This window comes from Gemmata sp. (assembly GCF_051859125.1).
GTDB lineage: Bacteria > Planctomycetota > Planctomycetia > Gemmatales > Gemmataceae > Gemmata.
Genome location: NZ_JBHYGG010000055.1, coordinates 1 through 18,543 on the forward strand (window position 1 = coordinate 1; position 18,543 = coordinate 18,543).

Here is an 18,543-nt window from a genome sequence, read left to right on the forward strand (position 1 = left end):
GCCAGCGAGGGGGTGAGGCTCACCCCCTCGCTGGCGCTCAGGGTTCGCCCAGGCACGTTAAGCGAGAAGCCACGGGAATCGTTCCCGTGGCTTCTCGCGTCGTTCGGTCGGACCGCGGTGGCGGCGTCAGCCGGGCCAGCGTTCCTTCTTCACCGGCTTGCCGAGCGCGGCCTTGCGGATCGCGCGGATCCGGTTGCGCTCCTTGCGGGTGCGGGCCTCGCACGGCTTCTCGTAGTACTCGTGCGCCCGGATTTCCTTCTTCATCCCGGACCGCTCGATCAGCTTCTTGAACCGCCGGAGGGCGGCCCCGATCGGTTCGCGGTCGTGAACTCGCATACGCAATCCCATCCAGATCTCCTTCGGGCGGGTGCGGGTGGCACCTGCGGTTCGCGGTCAACGAAAGTGGTGCCCGGACCGCGCGTCGGCAATCCGGGATTCTGAGAACTATAGCGAACCGCCCCACCGCGAACCAGCGAATTTCTTTGGAGGGTGTCCCTGTGGGTTGGGCCGCTGGCCGGGCGAACCCTGAGCGCCAGCGAGGGGGTGAGGCTCATCACCCCCCTCGCTGGCGCTCAGGGTTCGCCCCAAACAACCAGTCGTGCCCTCATTGGACGAACGCCGCGGTCACCGCACCGGGAGCGTGGGAAGCGAGCAGCCGACCGCCTCGGTACGCGGCGTCAGGACCGTTCCGCCCGCGACGATCGCCGTTATCGCGTCGCGCAGTTCCCGTTCCTTCGGGGCCTGCTTCTTCTTGCCCAGCCCCGGGAAGCGGTCGTCGATCCGCCCGCGGTACGCGACCGTGCCGTCGGGGAGAATCACGGCGACTTCGGGGGTCCGCGTCACGCCGGTCGCGGCCACGAGTTCGTGCCTCGCGTCGATCAGCACCGGGAGGTTCAGCCCGTACTCCTTCGCGTGGGTGCGGGCCGCCTCAACGCTGAGGTCCGGGTCGACGTGGACCGCGAAGAACCGCACGCGGCTGTCGGCGTAGTCCCCGACGATCGCGGCGATCTCGGGGGCGTAGGCGTTCGCGATCGGGCAATTGGAGGTGGTGAAGAACAGCACGTTCGCCTTCGCGTCGCCGACCGCGAGCGGCGTTTGGAGCTTGCCGTCGGTGTCGCGGACGCTCACGGGAGCCTTCGCGTCCTTCTTCTCGGGTGCGGGCGTCTCGCGCTCCTTCCTGAACAGGCCCGGGTTCTTCCACAGGTCCGGGGCCGGGACGCCGAGCTTGTCCCAGTCGACCGTGTCGCCCCGGAGCCGCGCCCGGACCACCGTCTGCCGCAGGTGGAGCTGGAGCGCCTCGCGGAGCTTCGGCGTGTCGGCCTGGTCGGCCGCGACCACCCGCAGCCCGATCGACCCCATCTCGTCGGTCGAGCCCTCGCCCCACCGCACGCGGACCGGCGGGTCGCTCGGGTTGCGGGGGTTCGCGGCGGAGTTGTCCCACGTCACCTCGCCGCGGATCACGGTCCCCTTCGGGAGCCGCACGAACTCCTTGTACAGGTACTGCCCCTGCCAGTTGAAGTCCCAGTCGTTAATCGCGAACAGCTTCTTCTGCGTGCCGTCGGGGAGCGTCGCGTCGGCCTTCATCGTCTTGCCGAGGTAGTGGGCGTGCGCCCCGACGCCGACGACGTCGACGTCCACGGGCAGCGTGAACGAGTCGGTGACCGTGAACGCGGCCTTCCCGGGCGGGATGTCGACGTTCGAGAACAGGCCGAACACCGGCGGGAGGGCGATGTTCACGAGCGTCCGCTTCGGCGGCTTGTCCGCGAAGTACAGGCCGACGGTGATCGTCTCCTTCTCGGCCTTGCCCGAGAGGTGGAAGTGCGTTTGCAGCACGAGGTCGGAGCCCTTCTTCACCGGCAGCGCGAGCCCCTCGGGGAGCTTCGACGGCGTGGCCCCGACGGCCCAGCCGCCGAGCGAGCCGGTCGGCCGGAACCCCATGCCCGGGAACCCGGGCTGGCCGTCCTTCTTGAGCTTGGCCCGGCCGCGGCCGCTGTCGTCGAGGAAGTACAGCACGTGGTGCAGCACGGCGGGCGCGGTCGCCCGGAACTCGACGGCGGTGACCCACTTGTCCTCGGCGAGGTTCAGGGGGATGACGAAGTTCTGGTAGATGTCCGCCCCCGCGGCGGGCACCTCGAACGGGCGGTCCATCGCAACGACGAGGTCCGGCGTGCCGAGCTGCCAGCCCTCGGGGAACTTCGGCAGCGCCGGGGTCTTCTTCGGGTCGCCCTCGGGCGCCCCGGCCTTCACCCACTTCGCGAACATTGCGATCTGCGCGTCACTCAGCCGCCGCGAGTCGCGGAACTCGCCGTGCCCGGGTTCCGGGTGCCACGGCGGCATGTACCGGTCCTCCATGACGCGGAGCATCGTCTTCGCGTGCTTGCGGGTCTCGGCGTAGTTGAGGAGCGTGAACGGCGCGACCTGGGTCGGCCGGTGGCACGTCGTGCAGTTCTGGAACACGAGCGGCGCGATGTGGTCGGCGAACGTGACCTCGCCGGCCGGCTCGTCGGCCGCGGACGCACTGAGCGGCGCGACAACAAGAAGCGATGCGAGAGCGAGCCACCTGCTCATGGGAAGCCTCCAACGGGTCGGAGCGGCGTGTGACATACCAATCACAACCCGGACCGAGCGGACCGGTTACACGGTAGCAGATCGGCGCGCCGGGCGAACCGGTGGCCTGTAGCCGCGGATGCGGCGACCGAATGTAGCCAGGGGTGCAGCGAGTCTCCGAGCAAACCCCTGGGCCGGGGCGAATCGCGTATTCCCGCCCCTTCGGACCCCGCGCCCCACCCCTCCCCGGCGGGTAAGATGGTCCGTGCCCTCCCCGGAGACCCCGCCATGCTGCTGCGCTCGCTGTGCCTGCTCGCGTTCCTCGCTGTCCTCGGCGCGCAGCCGGTCGGTGCCGACGACCCGAAGCCCAAGGAGAAGGGCAAACCGAACCGGCTCGCGAAGGAGAGCAGCCCGTACCTGCTCCAGCACGCGCACAACCCGGTCGACTGGTACCCGTGGGGCGCGGAGGCGTTCGAGCGGGCCAGGAAGGAGAAGAAGCTCGTCTTCCTCAGCATCGGGTACAGCTCGTGCCACTGGTGCCACGTCATGGAGCGCGAGTCGTTCTCCAGCGCCGAGATCGCGAAGGTGATGAACGACAACTTCGTGTGCATCAAGGTGGACCGCGAGGAGCGGCCCGACGTCGACGACATCTACATGACCGCCCTGAACGTCACGGGGCAGCAGGGCGGGTGGCCGCTCACCATGATCCTCACCGCCGACGGCAAGCCGATCTTCGGCGGCACGTACTTCCCGCCCGAGGACAAGAAGGTCGGCGACGACACCGCGCCCGGGATGAAGTCGGTCCTCGCCACCGTCATCGACCTCGACAAGAAGTCGCACGACGAGCTGGTGAAGCAGGCCGACCACGTCGCGAAGCTCACCGTCGACGCGCTCGACCGCAACGCCCGCGGGGTCGCGCTCGGGAAGCTCGACCGCGAGATGCTCGACGCGGCGGCCGACGCCTACGACTTCGACCCCGAGCACGGCGGCACCGGCAGCAAGGCCCGGTCGTTCAAGGGCACCAAGTTCCCGCGGCCGCCGGTGTGGCAGTTCCTGCTCTCGCAGTCGAAGCTGAAGGGGAAGGACGAACTCACAAAGCACGTCCACTTCACGCTGCACAAGATGGCCGAGGGCGGGATCTACGACCACCTCGGCGGCGGGTTCCACCGGTACAGCACCGAGCGCACCTGGACCGTCCCGCACTTCGAGAAGATGCTCTACGACAACGCGCAACTCGTCGAACTCTACAGCGACGCCTTCGCGGCCACCCCCGAGCCGACCTACAAGCGGGTGGTCGACGAGACGCTCGCGTTCATCAAGCGCGAGATGACCAGCCCCGACGGCGCGTTCTACTCGGCGCTCGACGCCGACAGCAACCACAAGGAGGGCGAGTTCTACGTCTGGACCGCGGACGAGATCGCGAAGGTGCTCGGCACCGGAGCCGACGCGAAGCTCCTCAAGGCGGTGTACGGCGTCACCGCCCCGAACTTCGAGGACAAGTTCTCGATCCTGCGGTTGCCGAAGCCGCTCGCGGAGGTGGCGAAGGACCAGAAGCTCACCGAGGCGGAGCTGCTCGCGATGCTCGCCCCACTCAAGGCGAAGCTGTTCGACGTGCGGGCGAAGCGCGAGCGGCCGTTCCTCGACACGAAGGTGATCTGCGCCTGGAACGGCCAGATGATCGCCGGGTACGCACGGGCCGGGCAGGTGTTCGCGAACAAGGAGTACGTCGCCGCCGCCGCGAGGGCCGCCGACTTCGTCCTCACCAAGATGCGGGACAAGGACGGGCGGTTGTTCCGGCTCTACGCAGCGGTGCCCGGCGAGAAGCCGACCGCCCGCGGGACCGCGTTCCTCGACGACTACGCCTACCTCGTCCACGGGCTGCTGAACCTGCACGACGCGACCGGCGAGGCGAAGTGGCTCGATGCCGCGAAGCAGCTCACCGATACCGCCATCAAGTTCCACGGCGACGGCGACCGGGGCGGGTTCTACTTCGCCCCGAGCGACGGCGAGAAGCTGTTCGCCCGCGCCAAGGACGGGTACGACGGCGTCCAGCCGTCCGGCAACTCGCAGACCACCCGCAACCTGATCCGCCTCGGCGCGAAGCTCAAGGACGCGGGCTACCGCGAGCGGGCCGAGAAGACGCTGAAGGGGTTCGCGCTCACGCTCCGCACCAACCCCGGCTCGGTGCCCGCGATGGCGCTCGCGCTCCACGAGTTCCTCGCGACCGGCACCGGCCCCTCCGCCGCCACCGACCCCAAGACCGACCCCGCCAAGAAGCCGCGCGAGTCGGCCGACGTGGTAAGCGCCAAACTCACCGTGGGCGAACCGGCCGACGGCAAGCGCACCGTCACCCTCACCCTCACCGTCGCGGACGGCTGGCACGTCTACGCCAACCCGGTCGGCAGCGACGACCTGCTCGAGTCGCAGACGCGGGTCGCGGTGTTCGTGGGCGGCGCCGAAGCCAAGGCCGAGGTCGCGTACCCTAAGGGGAAGGCGATCACCGACACCGCGAACGCCAAGTACAGCGTCTACGAGGGGAGCGTGACGATCACCGCTACCGTGCCGGCCGGGAAGGACGCGGCCGTCGAAGTGCGTGTGAAAGTAATCGCGTGTAAGGAGGGGACGTGCCTGCTGCCGTCGACGATTCGGGTGAAGTGAACACAACGAGCGGAGAGGCCCGAGCTAACCGGTGACCGTGAAGTGTGGTTTCCCCTCACCCGCGACCCGCAGAGCCGGGTCGCGACCTCTCCCCGTAGGAACGGGGCGAGGTGGGGCACCTGTGCTTCTCACCAGCCAAGCGGCTCGGTGAGGTGAGGATCAGAACCAGTCGCCCCACCTCGCCCCGTTCCTACGGGGAGAGGTCGCCGCGAGTCTTCGAGCGGCGGGTGAGGGGCACCACGCGAAGTGCTCACCGGGCACGCGAACGGACCCGGCGCACCGCCCTACGCCGGCGCGCCGGCCATCACCGCGTCGATCTTGCGCTTCAACTCGCCCGACACCTGGCCCTTGCCCTTGCACTTCGGGTACTTCGAGCACCCGAGGTAGAACCCCGCGCCGAACCGCGACTTCATCAGCCGCATCGGCGCGTCGCACTCGGGGCACGTGTCGTCGACCTGCACCTCGGGGATGTCCGACTTCTTCTCGGTCTTGTCCGGCATCGGCGGGAGCAGGTCCTTGAGCTTCTCGCGGAGTTCGGCGTTGATCGACTTCGCGTTGCGGCACTGCGGGTACCCGCTGCACGACAGGAACGGCCCCCGCCACGCGACCTTGATGACCATCGGCTTGCCGCACTTCTCGCACGCGATGCCGGTGTCCGGCGGCATCACCGGGTTCCCCGCGGCGTCGCAGTCCGAGATGAACTTGCACTTCGCGTCCGGGCACTGGACGTACTTCTTGCCGGCCTTGCTCTCCTTCACGAGCAGGTTCTGCTTCTCGCACTTCGGGCACTTGTTCTTCGTCGGCAGGGCGGTGACGACCGGCTTGCCGTCGGCCCCCTGGTTCATCGTCGTCGGGCAGTCCGGCGCGCCCTCGCAGGTGAAGAACACCCCGAACCGGCCCTCCTTGCGGACCATGAACTTGCCGCACGCCGGGCACGGGATCTCCGTCACCGTCGGGCCGGCGATCTCCTTGCCGTCGGCGCTCCGCTTGAAGGTGCAGGGCGCTTCCTTGTCCTTCCACCCGGTGCAGCCGATGAAGTACCCGCCGGTCTTGGTGGTGAACCGCTTCTCCAGGGTGCGGCCGCACTTCGGGCACTTCTCGTCGAGTTCGACGCGGGCCGGGGCCATCTCGGTGTCGGCCTTCTTCAGGTCCGTCGAGAACGGCCCCCAGAACTCGTCGAGCACCGCCCGGTACTGGTACTTCCCGGTCTCGATCTCGTCGAGCGAGTCCTCGAAGTGGCTGGTGAACTTCAGGTCCATGATCTTCGGGAAGTGCTTGGCCAGCAGGTCGGTGACCACCTTCCCGATCTCGGACGCGAAGAACCGCCCCTTCTCCTGCTGCACGTACCCGCGCTTCTGGATCGTCGCGATGATGCTCGCGTACGTGCTCGGGCGGCCGATGCCCTCCTTTTCGAGCATCTTGACCAGCGAGCCCTCGTTGAACCGGGCCGGCGGCTGCGTGAAGTGCTGGGCCTCGAACGTGTCGAGCCGGTTCAGCGCGTCGCGCTCCCTCACGTCCGGCAGCGTCACGTCCTCGCCCTTGCCCACCGGGGTCAGCACGCGGCGGTGCCCCTCGAACTTCATGATCCGGCCGTTGGCCCGGAACAGCCCCTGCCCCGCGGTCACCTCGACCGTGGTGACGGCCATCACCGCGGGGGTGCACTGGCTCGCGACGAACCGCCGCCAGATCAGCTCGTACAGCCGCATCTGGTCGCCCGCCAGGCCGGCGGCCTGCGCCCGGGCCGGGGTCATCGTCACGTCGGTCGGGCGGATCGCCTCGTGGCCCTCCTGCGCGTTCTTGCTGGAGGCGTACATGTTGGGGGACTTCGGCAGGTAGTCCGGCCCGAGCCGCGCGTCGCCCTGGATGTAGGTCCGCACCCCGGCGAGCGCGTCGTTCGACACCCGCGTGCTGTCGGTACGCATGTAGGTGATGAGCGCCGTCTGGCCCATGCCCGAGAGTTCGACGCCCTCGTACAGCTTCTGCGCCGCCTGCATGGTGCGGCTCGTGCTGAACCGGAGCCGGATGTTCGCCTGCTGTTGCAGCGTACTGGTGATGAACGGCGGGCTCGGGCGGTCCTGCCGGTCCTTCTCCTCGCGCTTGGTGACGACGAACGGCACGTCCCGCAGCGCCGCGACGACGGCGTCGGCCGCGGCCTCGTTCGGGAGCTTCGGCTCGGCCCCGGCCCACTTCACGAGTTCCGCCAGGAACGAGCCCTCGGGCGGGGTCGGCAGGCCGGTGCGCTCGACCGGGGCGGCGGCCGCGCCGTCCGCGTCGGGCGGGGCGTCGCTCGTCTCGGTGTCCACGACCGGCTCGTCCGGGTCGGGCGTGGTGTCGGGCTCGTCGCCGGGCCTGGCGGTGAGCTTCGTCGCTTCCTTCTTCTTGGCGAGGATCTTGGACTTCTTCGGGTCCGCGGTCCACTTCACGCCCAGGCCGGCCTTCGCCAGCAGCGCCGTGACCTTCCAGTACTCCTCGGTGCGGAACGCCTCGATCTCGCGCTCGCGGTCCACGATCAGCTTGACCGCGACCGACTGCACGCGGCCGGCGCTGAGCCCGCCGGCGACCTTCTTGCCGAGCAGGTTCGAGAGCGGGAACCCGACGACCCGGTCCATCGCCCGCCGCGCCTCCTGGGCGAGCACCCGCTGCCCGTTGATGGGCTCGGGCTTGGCGATGGCGGCCTGGATCGCCGGCTTGGTGATCTCGTTGAACCGGATGCGGAACGTGTTCGCGGCCGGGAGCTTCAGCGCGTCGGCGATGTGCCACGCGATGGCCTCGCCCTCGCGGTCCGGGTCGGACGCGAGCAGGACGCGCTCGGCCTTGCTGGCCTCGCGCCTGATCTCGGCGAGGATGTCGGCGGGGGTCCGCCGCCGGCCGCGGCCGCCGCCCTTCTTGTCGTCCTTGCCGTCGTCCACGACGTACCGCATCTTCCAGCCGTCGGCGATGCGGATGCCGGCGACCTCCTCGCCCTTCTCCTTGCGGGTGGGCAGGTCGCGGACGTGGCCGTAGCTGGCCAGGACGTGGTAGCCCGAGCCGAGGTACTTGTTGATCGTCTTGGCCTTGGCGGGCGACTCGACGACGACGAGCTGGAACTTCCCGGCCGGGGCGGTCGACACCGGCTCCTCGCCGGGGGCGGGAGCGGCCGCCGCGGCCTTGGCGGGGGCCTTCTTGCGGGCGGGCGCCTTCTTCTCGGTGGCGGGCTTGTCGGTCGCCGGCTTCTTGCGTGGCGTTGGCACTCTCGGGGACTCCGTCTGGTGGTGCGTGATCGCCGTATGTCGTGTTAGAGGCCGCGCGACCGGGATCGATTCTTTTGAGCGAGCGGCGCGGCGGCGTCCCAAGGGACCCCAGTGCTCCCGCACCGGGCTCGAGACGCCGGCCCCTCCGGGGCGGGAACACAGAACCGGGCAGACGTTCTCTTCACCCCTGTCGGGGGTCGGCGTTCGTAGCCCGGTGCGGGAGCACTGGGACACGTCTCACGTCCCCCGCTCGCTTGGACGGGGTGCCGGGCTCGAACGCGCCCGCCCCTCCATCCTTTCCAATTGTTCCGACCCGGAGAATTACTACAATCGGGGGACTGAGGGAGGGGAACGCCTCTCACCATTAGGACAGCGGTGGGAGTGGTGTCAACCCCCGCAGCCCGCCGGCGCGACTCCGCCGCCGCCGCAAACTGAGAACAAGTAATGGCATACAACCCGTTCAACATTTTCCGGCGCAACCAGAAGGCGATCTTCGCAGTCGTGACCGTGTTCATCATGTTCACGTTCGTGCTGTCGAGCGGGCTGGGGGGCGGGGCCGACTTCTTCGACTGGCTCCCGCGGTGGCTCGGCACCAAGAGCAAGCGGGGTGAGGTGCTCTGCACGATCGACGGCACCAAGGTGTACGACAGCGACCTGAGCGAGGCGGGCCGCGGGCTGCGGTACCAGCGGGTCCTGGCCAACAAGTACATGCTCCTCGCCGCCAACGAGACGGCCGTGCGGCTCGAGGCGAACGTCGTCGAGCAGCTCAACCGCATGAGCCCCGAGGGGCGGCAGATGATGGAGCGGGTGCTGAGCCAGGAGCAGCTCCTGCGGAACCCGCAGTTCGCGCAGTTCGCCGGCATGTTCCAGCAGCAGGTCCAGGAGCAGATCCGGCAGATGGCCCTGTCCCCCACGGCGCGGGCCGAGGACAAGGAGGTGGCCAACTACAAGATGCAGAGCCTGGCCATCAACACGAACCTGACCCAGGCGGCGATGTCGGGGAACCCCGACACGTACTTCTGGCGGTCCCCGAACCGGTCGCAGACCGACCTCATCGACTTCATGCTCTGGCAGAAGAAGGCCGACCAGCTCGGCATCCGGTTCACGACCAACGACGTGAAGCAACTGATCGAGCGCGAGTTCTTCGGGTCGTTCGGGGCGCGGCCGCAGGTCGACGTGCAGAAGTACATGGCCCAGTCGATGCCCGGGTTCACGATGGACGCCTGCCTGCGGGCGGTGGCCGAGGAGTTCCGCGTGCGAACGGCGCAGGTCGCGGTCCTCGGCAGCGACGTGAACGGCTCGCGGGGCGGCGGGTACGGCGGGTTCCCGGCGTTCAGCACCCCGCACGACTCGTTCGAGTTCTTCCGCGAGCAGACCAGCCCGACCACCTACGCCGTGATCCCGGTGTCGGCCGCGAGCTTCGTCGACAAGGTGCCGGACCCGAACACGGCCGACCCGGCCGTCGCGAACGAGCTGAAGGCGCTGTACCAGCAGTACAAGGACGAGGAGGCCAACCCGGCCCGCGAGACCCCCGGGTTCAAGGAGCCCCGCAAGGTCCGCGTCGAGTTCTTCTCGGTCACCGGCTCCGAGCCGTACTACACGCAACTCGCCGCCGAGCGGATGAAGCTGGGCGACCCGGTCGCGAAGATCGGCTCGCTCCTGACGGTGCCGACGTTCGCCGGCACCCCCGCGGCGCTGGTCGCGGCCGCCGCCCCGGTCGGCCTGCCGGACGCGCTGCTCGAGACCGAGTACGAGTTGCGGTACGCCCGGATGCACCGGAGCGAGGTCGACCTGCGGTGGGGCCGCGCCGGCGGGAGCGTGTTCGAGCCGCTCGGGATGCTCCTCGACACGAGCGTGGTGCGGCCGGGGAACCTCGCCGTCGCGGCCGGGGCGCTGGCCGGGCAGCTCGCCGGGTTCGGCAACCCGTTCGCCGCGACCGCGGCCATCGGCACCGGCCCGATCGCTTATGAGATCCGCGACCGGGCGAAGGCCGGCGTGCCGCTCGTGCTCGGCGTGACCCCGACCCTGGGCGCGTTCAACACGCTGATCGGCGGCGAGGTCGCGTACCGCACGATGGTCCCGCAGCCGCTGCCGATCAACGTGTACAAGCCGACCCTGATGCAGGACCTCCTGGCCCGCAACGCCCGCGAGCTGGCCGCCGGCGACGTGCAGGCGTTCCTCGCCGAGGTGAACAAGCTGTCCGACAACGGCCGGGCGAAGGACAAGGCCCCGGCGCAGAAGTACATCGACGAGTTCGTCGCCCGCCGCGGGCTGAAGGTCCAGGGGAACACCGTCCCCCGGACCGAGTGGAACATCGAAGAAGACCCCGCGCTGGCCCCGCTGCTGGCGGCCCAGCGCGAGACGCTCCGGGCCGCGGCCAACCCGCACGCCCGCGTGCAACAGGGGTACGTCCCGTTCGGCGACCGGTTCTTCTGGCAGACCAACCCGGCGACCCGCACCCGCACCCCGGCGAACGGGACGCTCGCCCCGATGACCTACCCCACCGAGCGGGCGTACTTCGAGGACGACCTGAAGACGAAGCCGCAGTTCGTCGTGTGGCGGAAGACCGAGGACGCGGCCCGCCCGCGGCTGTGGGGCGGCACCCCGGACGGGTCCGAGGTGTTCAAGGACGTCGTGCGGGCGTGGAAGTTCAAGAAGGCCCGCGAGCTGGCGAAGGCCGAGGCCGAGAAGCTGGCCAACGAGATCCGCGTGTACGACTCGACGTCGGAGCCGCTGCTGACCCAGAAGCTCCGCGACCTCGCGTTCGGGCGCGGCGAGCCGTTCATGGTCCGCGGCGTCGCCCCGCTGACGGCCGTGGCCGACCCGACCGGCGAGAAGGGGTTCCAGGTGGACCTGTTCCGCATGCCCGGGCCGAACCCGCTCCAGCCGTTCCAGATCCGCCCGAGCGAGAACCTCAAGTACCCGACCAACGAGCTGGGCGAGGCGCTCATGAAGGGCCGCACCGAGCCGGTCAAGACCGTGACGGTGATCGCCGACGCGCCGAAGGACACCTACTACGTCGCGACGGTCCTGAAGCGCGAGGTGAAGACGGACACCGACTACAAGCTGGACGTGGCGATGGCCGAGTCGCAGAGCCAGATGGGCGGCGGCAGCGGCATCGGCGAGGTGCTGGGCCGGTTCCGGCTCCAGAGCCAGCGGAACGCCTACCAGTCGGTCATGGGGCTGCTGAAGAAGGAGTTCAAGTTCGTCGTGACCGACGAGCAGAAGAAGAAGCTCGAGGAGAACGAGAAGCGCGGCCTCGACGGCTGACGCTGGTCCGGTCAGCCGAGCGGCCGCCCCGAAACGGGCGGCCGCTCGCGTTTATGGCCGTCCTCCTACGCACCGCGACCCAGCACCCGTTCAACGACCCAGCACCCGCGGTAGTGCGGCCGCTCGGCGCGGCAGTGTTCGAGCACCTCGGGGTCGTCGCACCCGGCGTCCTGGAGCGCGTCGGCCAGGATCGGCATCCCGCTGAAGTCGGCGGTCTCCACGAACCCCTTCGCCATCGCAACGGCCGTGCTCGTCCGCCACGCCGGGTCGAACGTGGCCCTTTGGAACGGGTATGCAACCACATCGCGGTACACGTCGCACAGCGCCGCAGAGGCCGCGGTGGTCGCCTCCAGGCGTGCCCGGCGCGTGACATCGGCGCGCTCCGTGGCCGCCCGCCACCGGTCCCACTGGTCCGACTCCGTCGGGGTCAGGCCGGGCGGCCGTTTGCCAGCAAGGATCGCGTGCCGGAACCCCAGAACCGCCAGCCGCGTGTCCCCTTCGAGGAACGCGGGCCGGCGGTGCCCCTCGTCGGGCGTCGCCGGGACGCGGGCTTGCGCCTCGGCGAGCGCAACTGAGTGCGTGACGTGGGGTACGATCGGGAGGTTCCGGTCCGTGGCCGTGCCGGCGAGTGCTGCCAAGGCGTCGGTAGCCAGAAAAGCCGGCGACCCCGGAGCGGAATTGGTGCGGACGTTTTCGACGATCCGGGAGAGTTCCCAGCACGCACGGGCCGCGCCGCGGACCGTTGTGGGAGTGCTGGCGAGAGCGGCCCGCTCCAACGAGTCGAGGGCCGGACCGGTCGCGGGCGGGAGGAGGCGTTCGATGGTGCGCACGCTCCCGCACCCGACCAGGACGAGTTCCCGTTTGGTCGCGCGGTGGTGCCCCGCAAACCACCCGGGCGCGACGGCCGCGTCCCACACCCCGCGGAGGGGGTAAGGCTTCTGACAGTGCCCGCAGAACTTGCCGTCCCAGGCGTAGGAGAACTCGCAGTGCGGGCACTGGGGACCGGGCATCGGGGGCGTCCGGGGTGTGGGCGAAGCACCCCGATTGTAGCACGCCGCTACTTCCCCTTCCCGGGCTTCGCCTTCAGCTTCTTGTCGTCGTGGGCGCGGTCGTGCGGGTCGTGGTCGGCGGGGCCCGCGCCGACCTGGTCCTGGGCGAACTTGAACGCCGCGTCCTCGGCCTTATCCCAGTCTCCGGCGCGGGCGGTCGCGACGATCCGCTCGAAGCTCTCGCGCTCGGCGGGCGTCACCTTGCCGTCGCGGGCCAGCGCCTCAACCGTGCGCTCGACCCGGTCGAGCCGGGCCGGGTCGCGGGTGTTGCAGGCCGAGTACAGCAGCTTCATCGCCCCCAGCGACTCCCGGCTGGACACCGGCGGGTACTGGCGGCACCCGGGCCACCAGACCACCAGCAGCGCGACGGTCAGAACCGCCAGCGCCCCGACCAGCCAGCGGGCGTTCGAGCGCGGCCGATCGTCGTCGTCGTCGGAATGGTTACCACTCACCGGGCAGGTCCCCCATGTTCATGCTGGACAGCGCGGCCCAGGTGGTCAGGTTGATCCGCGTGGGGACGAACCGCACGCCCCCGTCGCCGAACAGCACGTTCCCGCCGCCGGCGCTCCACGGGCCGTACATCTGGCACACGTGGCACGTCGGGAAGCTCGGCGGGTGAACGACCCCCGGCTCGTGCGCCGCCGGCCCGCTGTGGCACATCACCAGCGTCGCCGGGCCGTCGCACGCGGTGAACGGGAACCGGGCCGCGTCCACCGGGCAGCTCGCCGCCGCGGGGTGGACCCCGACCCACGTCTTGTCGCTCACCGTGGTGTGCTCGCCGACGAACACGGTGCTGCTCAGTCCGTCGGTCACGTCGGCGGTCCGCGTCTTCGAGTTCCGGTAGAACGGCCCGGTGCCGGGGATGCCCGAGAGGTTGTGGTTCAGGTACGCCCACGACTCGTCCTGCCCGTTGTTCACGACGTAGTGCGACCGGCCCCACTCGGCGAGCACCGTTCCGGTGTCCGTCTTCACCTGCACGGTCGGGCTCGCGTTCGGGGCCGCGGGGTTCTGGAACACCTTCGGCGCGTGCTTCACCGCGGCGGCGTTGGCCGCGTCCCACGCGGGCAGGTCGAGCCGCAGTTGCTTGTAGAGGGCGTCCTGCTCCACGTAAGGGAGGATGAGCGCGCCCCAGCCCCACCCCGGCGGCGCGTCGAGCGTCGCGGGGTCGGCCGACGGGCCGTGCGTGTCGGCGAGGTAGCCCGGCGGGAACCGCAGGTGCGAGTCGTGGTAGCTGTGCAGTGCGAGGCCGATCTGCTTGAGGTTGTTCTGGCTCTGCGTCTTCGCCGCCGCCTCGCGGACCTTCTGGACGGCCGGAAGGAGCAGGCCGATGAGCACGGCGATGATGGCGATCACCACCAGCAATTCGATGAGGGTGAACCCGCGAAATCGTTCGCGGTACGGTCGTGTGGGTCGCACAGTTCCTCCTGGTGAATAGGCAGCGTGAATCATTCCATTAGCTTTACCTAACCGAATGGTTAGGGCAACACCCATTCTTCATTCGTCTGCACATTTCGCACCGCCCGGCGGCCTGGTGCGTTACTCTGGAGGTGAGCGCGAAGAGGGTGCCCTGTCCGGGCGAACCTTGAGCGCCAGTGAGGGGGTCAAGCACACCCCTCGCTGGCGCTTTCTGAAGTTGCGCGATCGGATTGTGGTTGGGAGCCGCGGATGCGGCGACCGAGTGTAGCCAGGGGTGCGGTGCCGGCTCTGCGGCACAAACCCCTGGCCGCCCATGCGGAGCCTGTCGCCCCTCCGGGGCTGCGATCCGTGGTGCGCGGGGGACCAGGGGTTTGCTCGCTGCGCTCGCCGCACCCCTGGCTACCCTCGGTCGCTGCATCCGCGGCTAAAAAATCACGAACGCACAGCTTCAATACTGGCGCTCAGGGTCGCTCGGACATCGCGGTGCGGAGCAAACTTCATGCAGACCGAGGCCGAAGCGTTTCTCCAGCGGATCCGGGCGTACCCGGACGAGGACGCGCCGCGCCTCATCTACGCCGACTGGCTCGAAGAACAGGGGGTCGCCGGTCCGCCGGACTGGAGCCGCAAGCGCGCGCTGCTCATCCGGGTGCAGATCGCCCTGGCGAAGCTCACCGAGGAGCCCGAGGCCGACGAGGCACCTGTGTCGGCCAAGGAGCGGGTCGAGCGCGAGGCCGCCCGGCAGAAGCTCCTGGGCGACCTGACGGTGCTGCAGGCCGACCTGCTCTCGGCCTACGGCACCGACTGGACGGGCCCGTTCCGCGGGCTGGCCACCGGGCACCGGTTCCGCCGCGGGTTCGTCGAGGAGGTGAACGTCGTCGCGCTCCAGTGGATCCGGCACGCCGCCGAGTTGTTCGTCGCCGGGCCGATCCGCCACGTCCACCTGCTCGACCTCGGGGGCAACCTCCAGCTCGCGTTCCAGGTGCCGTACCTGAGCCGCCTCGTCGCGCTCACGGTGTTCGGGCAGCACGTGAGCCGGCCCCTCGCCCGGGCCGTCGCCGAGTCCCCGCACCTGACCGGGCTGCGGCGGCTGTACCTGGGCCGCAACCGGTTCGAGGACAAGTCGGCCGAGCACCTCGCGACGAGTACGATCCTCGGGAACCTGGAGGAACTCGACCTGTCCGACAACGAGATCGGGGAGACCGGCGCGCGGTCCCTGGCGACGTCGTCGCACCTGGGGAACGTCCGGTACCTCGAGCTGTCGAACAACCGGCTCGGGCCGACGGGTGCGGAGGCGGTCGCCGGGTCCGAGCGGCTCGCGTCGCTGCACAAGCTCGGGCTGGCGGGCAACGAGATCGGCGTCGCCCGGCTGCACACGATCACCCGGGCGCACGACCTGCTCCGGGTGCCGGTCCTCGACCTGTCGAACAACGCGCTCGGGCCGGGCGGGTTGCAGGTGATCCTCACCAAGACGACCCCGCTGAACGAGCCCGGGGCGGTGCGGGTGACCGACCTGAACCTCGGGCAGAACGAACTCGGCAACGAGGGGGCGCGGGTGCTCGCGGGCTGCCCGCTGCTGGCCCACCTGAAGGTGCTGCGGCTGTCGAACTGCGGCATCGGCGACGACGGCGCGCGCGCCCTGGCCGAGAGCCCGCACCTCAACAACCTGACGACACTGGACCTCGGGTTCAACCCGATCGGCGACGCGGGCCTGCGGCCGTTCCTGCGGACGACGCAGATGCGGGCGCTGCGGCGACTCATTACGCCGGTACTCGGGCCGTCGCACGCGCTCCGCCGGCACCTCCAGATGCGAAACATCAGCTCGCGGTGAGGCGGCATTGTCGGAGTGGCAGAGGGCGGGGGCCAGGATCGGGCACGGGCACGGGCACGCACGCGGGCACGGAGAAGAACGGGAAAGCCTTGGGCGGTCGTAGCGGCCGGGGTCTGGTCCGTGCCCGCGCCCGTGCCCGATTGTCTTCCCCGCCTTCTGTCCTCTGTCGCCGAAGGCGTCTGGCCTCTGCCGCCGAAGGCGTCTGCGGCCAAACCCGTCCGCGGCCGCTACGCTAGTACGCGTCGCCCACGCTCCCCCACGCGGACGCCCCATGTCACTCCTCGCGCTGTCGCTCTTCCACACGGACCCCGGCAACGGGCGCGTCATCGTCCACGCCATGCCGGTCATGGTCCTGGTGCTGGTGTGCCTCGCGCTGGCGTACCGGTACTACTCGGCGTTCCTCGCGGCGAAGGTCGCGGTCCTCGACGACACCCGCCAGACCCCCGCCCACCGGCTGCACGACGGCCAGAACTACCACCCGACGAACAAGTGGGTGCTGTTCGGGCACCACTTCGCGGCGATCTCCGGGGCCGGGCCGCTCATCGGCCCGGTGCTCGCGATCCAGTACGGGTACGCGCCGGGGCTCATCTGGCTGGTGGTCGGCGTGTGCCTCGCGGGGGCCGTGCAGGACATGCTCGTGCTGGCGGCGAGCGTGCGGCGCGACGGCAAGTCGCTGGCCGAGATCGCGCGTGCCGAACTCGGGCCGGCCGCGTCGGTCGTCGCGTCGCTGGCGATCCTGTTCATCGTCATCATCGCGCTGGCCGGGCTCGGGTTCGTGGTCGTGAAGGCGCTCGGCGGCGAGGAGGTGAAGCTCCCGGAAGGGATGACGATCGCCGCCACGGAGCCGGCCGCACTGAAGGACGGCGTGTACCACTTCCCGCCCGGGTGCCGGGTGCGGTACTCGCCCTCGACGCCGGAAACCGTCCGGTCCGAGGCGTTCGCCGTGAAGAGCCCGACCGAGCCGAAACTCGCCACGGCTGCCGCGCCGGCGGTGTACACCCTCCCCGCCGGTTGCACGCAGGTGATCACCGGTAGTTCGTGGGGCACGTTCACCATCGCCGCGACGATCCCGATCGCGCTGTTCGTCGGCCTGTGGATGTACCGCATCCGCCCCGGGAAGGTGGTCGAGGCGTCGCTCATGGGCGGCGCGCTGACGCTGTTCGCGGTCGTCGCGGGCGGGTGGATCCCGGGCTCGCCGCTCGAGAAGTTCTTCTCGCTCACCAAGGAACAGACGATCTGGACGCTGTGCATCTACGGGTTCGTCGCCGCGGTGCTGCCGGTGTGGCTGCTGCTCGGGCCGCGCGACTACCTGAGCAGCTTCTTGAAAATTGGCACCGTGATCATGCTCGTCGTCGGCGTCATCGTCGCGAACCCGGCGCTGGAAGCGCCACCGCTCAACGAGGTGTTCGTCAACGGCGGGCCGACGTTCGAGGGCGGCATCTTCCCGTTCGTGTTCATCTGCGTGATGTGCGGGGCGATTAGCGGGTTCCACTCGCTCGTGTCCAGCGGCACCACGCCGAAGATGATCGACAAGGAGTCGCACGTCCGCCCCATCGGGTACGGGGCGATGCTGATCGAGGGACTCGTCGGCACGGTCGCGCTGATCGCCGCCGCGAGCCTGCCGTCGGACCTCTACTACGACATCAACGTTCCCATCGACCAGGCCCAGAAGTACCAGGGGGGCGTGGCAGAGGTACAGGCGAAGTACGGCATCAGCCGCGCCACGCTGCCGCCCGAGTCGCGCGACCCGGCGCACGCCACGCAGGTCGACTCCCCGCAGCACCTGAACTTGGGGCAGGTCGAGGAGATGGTGGGCGGCGAGTCGCTCCGCGGCCGCACGGGCGGGGCGGTGACGCTGGCGGTGGGCATGGCGATGATCTTCCAGCAGGCGTTCGCGTTCACCGGCCTCGCGGTGGGCACGCTGCTGAAGTACTGGTACCACTTCGCAATCATGTTCGAGGCGCTGTTCATCCTCACCACGATCGACGCCGGCACCCGCATCGCCCGGTTCCTGCTGCAAGAGACCGCAGGCCGCGTGTACAAGCCGCTCGCCCGGCCCGACTGGCTCCCGGGCGCGCTGCTCGCGAGCGGCATCGTGACCGCGGGGTACGGGTGGTTCATCTCGACCGGGAGCATCACGACGATCTGGCCGATGTTCGGCATCGCGAACCAGCTCCTCGCCGTCATGGCGCTGGCCCTGGTGACGACGTGGCTGGTGAACCAGGGCCGCGGCCGCTACGCCTGGGTGACCGTGCTGCCGATGCTGTTCGTCACCACGACGACGCTGACCGCCGGCTCCGCCGTGGTGCAGGGGCAGTTGGCGAAGGGCACGACCGTCGGGTACGTCAACGCGGGGCTGACGATCTTCGTGATCGCGTGCGTTTGCACCGTGCTGCTCTGGGCCGTCGCCCGCTGCGCCTCCGTCCTGATGGGCAAGGGGAAGGTGTAAGAAGTGGTGGCGGAATGGACCGCGGTTCTGGGGTGTGGTTCGGGTGGCACCCCCTCACCCGCCGCTCGAAGACTCGCGGCGACCTCTCCCCCGAGA

General features: G+C 69.7%; 10 protein-coding genes. 4 read left to right on the forward strand and 6 right to left on the reverse strand.

Translation table 11 applies throughout. From position 1 onward, the window contains the following. Positions 1–126: 126 nt before the first annotated feature. Both rpsU and ACTIGN_RS06870 read right to left on the reverse strand, forming a co-directional pair. Entirely contained in the window at positions 127–336 is a 210-nt protein-coding gene (gene rpsU, locus ACTIGN_RS06865; RefSeq protein WP_439622144.1) for a 30S ribosomal protein S21, read from the reverse strand. A 288-nt stretch (positions 337–624) separates the two neighbouring features. Continuing rightward, the gene (locus tag ACTIGN_RS06870) at positions 625–2,568 is read right to left on the reverse strand and encodes a redoxin family protein (RefSeq protein ID WP_439622146.1); all 1,944 of its coding nucleotides are present in this window, start codon (positions 2,566–2,568) and stop codon (positions 625–627) included. 267 nt (positions 2,569–2,835) lie between these two features. Between ACTIGN_RS06870 and ACTIGN_RS06875 the strand changes: the two genes are divergently transcribed. After that, entirely contained in the window at positions 2,836–5,205 is a 2,370-nt protein-coding gene (locus ACTIGN_RS06875; RefSeq protein ID WP_439622148.1) for a DUF255 domain-containing protein, read from the forward strand. Positions 5,206–5,489: 284 nt separating this feature from the next. Here ACTIGN_RS06875 and topA read toward each other — a convergent pair whose 3' ends face one another. Beyond that, positions 5,490–8,435, reverse strand: a complete 2,946-nt coding sequence (gene topA, locus ACTIGN_RS06880) for a type I DNA topoisomerase (RefSeq protein ID WP_439622150.1) — start codon at positions 8,433–8,435, stop codon at positions 5,490–5,492. A gap of 444 nt (positions 8,436–8,879) precedes the next feature. Here topA and ACTIGN_RS06885 point away from each other — a divergent pair, with 444 nt between their 5' ends. Next, positions 8,880–11,705: a hypothetical protein gene (locus tag ACTIGN_RS06885; RefSeq protein ID WP_439622152.1), complete on the forward strand. Its 2,826-nt coding sequence runs from the start codon at positions 8,880–8,882 to the stop codon at positions 11,703–11,705. 65 nt (positions 11,706–11,770) lie between these two features. Here the strand turns inward: ACTIGN_RS06885 and ACTIGN_RS06890 are convergent, their stop codons facing one another. Genes ACTIGN_RS06890 through ACTIGN_RS06900 form a run of 3 tightly spaced genes read right to left on the reverse strand, consistent with a single transcriptional unit; the run spans position 11,771 to position 14,170 of the window. Beyond that, complete coding sequence (locus tag ACTIGN_RS06890; RefSeq protein WP_439622154.1) at positions 11,771–12,715, reverse strand: hypothetical protein; 945 nt, start codon at positions 12,713–12,715, stop codon at positions 11,771–11,773. A gap of 47 nt (positions 12,716–12,762) precedes the next feature. Further along, positions 12,763–13,206, reverse strand: coding sequence for a hypothetical protein (locus ACTIGN_RS06895; protein ID WP_439622156.1), 444 nt, complete (start codon positions 13,204–13,206; stop codon positions 12,763–12,765). Then, a complete protein-coding gene (locus ACTIGN_RS06900) occupies positions 13,196–14,170 on the reverse strand; it encodes a DUF1559 family PulG-like putative transporter (protein WP_439622158.1) in 975 nt (324 codons plus the stop codon). The genes ACTIGN_RS06895 and ACTIGN_RS06900 overlap by 11 nt, the downstream gene beginning before the upstream one ends. A gap of 499 nt (positions 14,171–14,669) precedes the next feature. Between ACTIGN_RS06900 and ACTIGN_RS06905 the strand changes: the two genes are divergently transcribed. Further along, complete coding sequence (locus ACTIGN_RS06905; RefSeq protein ID WP_439622160.1) at positions 14,670–15,998, forward strand: TIGR02996 domain-containing protein; 1,329 nt, start codon at positions 14,670–14,672, stop codon at positions 15,996–15,998. Positions 15,999–16,269: 271 nt separating this feature from the next. Continuing rightward, positions 16,270–18,447 (forward strand): carbon starvation CstA family protein, encoded by a 2,178-nt coding sequence (locus ACTIGN_RS06910; RefSeq protein WP_439622162.1) that lies wholly within the window; start codon positions 16,270–16,272, stop codon positions 18,445–18,447. Positions 18,448–18,543 lie beyond the last annotated feature (96 nt).